1 protein-coding gene is annotated in these 826 nt (G+C 61.3%); it reads right to left on the reverse strand.

All coding sequences use genetic code 11. The annotated features are described in order from the left end of the window. Positions 1–714: type VI secretion system Vgr family protein (locus DBR44_RS19395; RefSeq protein WP_199731120.1), on the reverse strand; the 714-nt coding region annotated here is incomplete at its 3' end. Positions 715–826 lie beyond the last annotated feature (112 nt).

Raw genomic sequence — 826 nt, forward strand, 5'->3', positions numbered from 1 at the left:
CCAATCGGTCAGGCCGTCTTCTTCCTCGGTGGCATCGCTGCGGTGAAAGCGCACGCGCTCGCTGGCGGCTGGCGGCAGGCTGAAGGCATCGTCGAACACCACCAGCTTGACCTGCGGATGCTCGCCATCGACATGTTCGAAACGCCAGGCGTAGCCCTCTTCGTGCAGCAGCCGCACGATGAAGTCGAAATCGCTTTCACGATACTGCAGACAGTAACTGCGCGGGCTGGCGTTGGCGGTGTGGAATTCCAGCGTCTGCACCTGGGCAAACACCGGATTATTGGCCTGATGCTCGGCCAGGATTTGTTTGACGATGTCGGGGACGGACAGGTCCTGAAACACCCGCGAAGTGCGGCGCAGCCGCAGCAGGGCAAACGGTGGCTCGATGGTCAGGCCGTACTTGGCAAAGCCGCCATCAGAACCCAACAGCTCAGCCCGCGACACCACGCCACAACGCACCACCTCGCTGCCATCGGCATCCAGCACACCGAGGCGGGCGGCCACACCGAGCAGCGACTTGAGTTCGATATTGCCGTCGGGCGACAGACAGCTGAGCTGATAGCGATAGGCTTCCGACACGCCCTCGCTGCCATCCAGGGTGTGCGGCAGCAGCTGCTCGGCGGCGATCTGCCCGCCATCCAGCTGCAAGGTGAGCAGGCGCTGGTGCTGGGAAAAGGCGGCGGCGAAGCTGGCGAGCAGAGCGGAAAAGTCCATGGCGTCTCATCACGTCTGCTGACGTGAATCTTCACATTCTGTTGAAAGTTCAACAGTTTATGCGCCTAACATGCGCTGGACAAGGTGGAATGGCATGAATGCGTAGTTCTAC

Source organism: Aquitalea sp. FJL05, from assembly GCF_003852595.1.
Classification (GTDB): Bacteria; Pseudomonadota; Gammaproteobacteria; order Burkholderiales; family Chromobacteriaceae; genus Aquitalea; species Aquitalea aquatilis.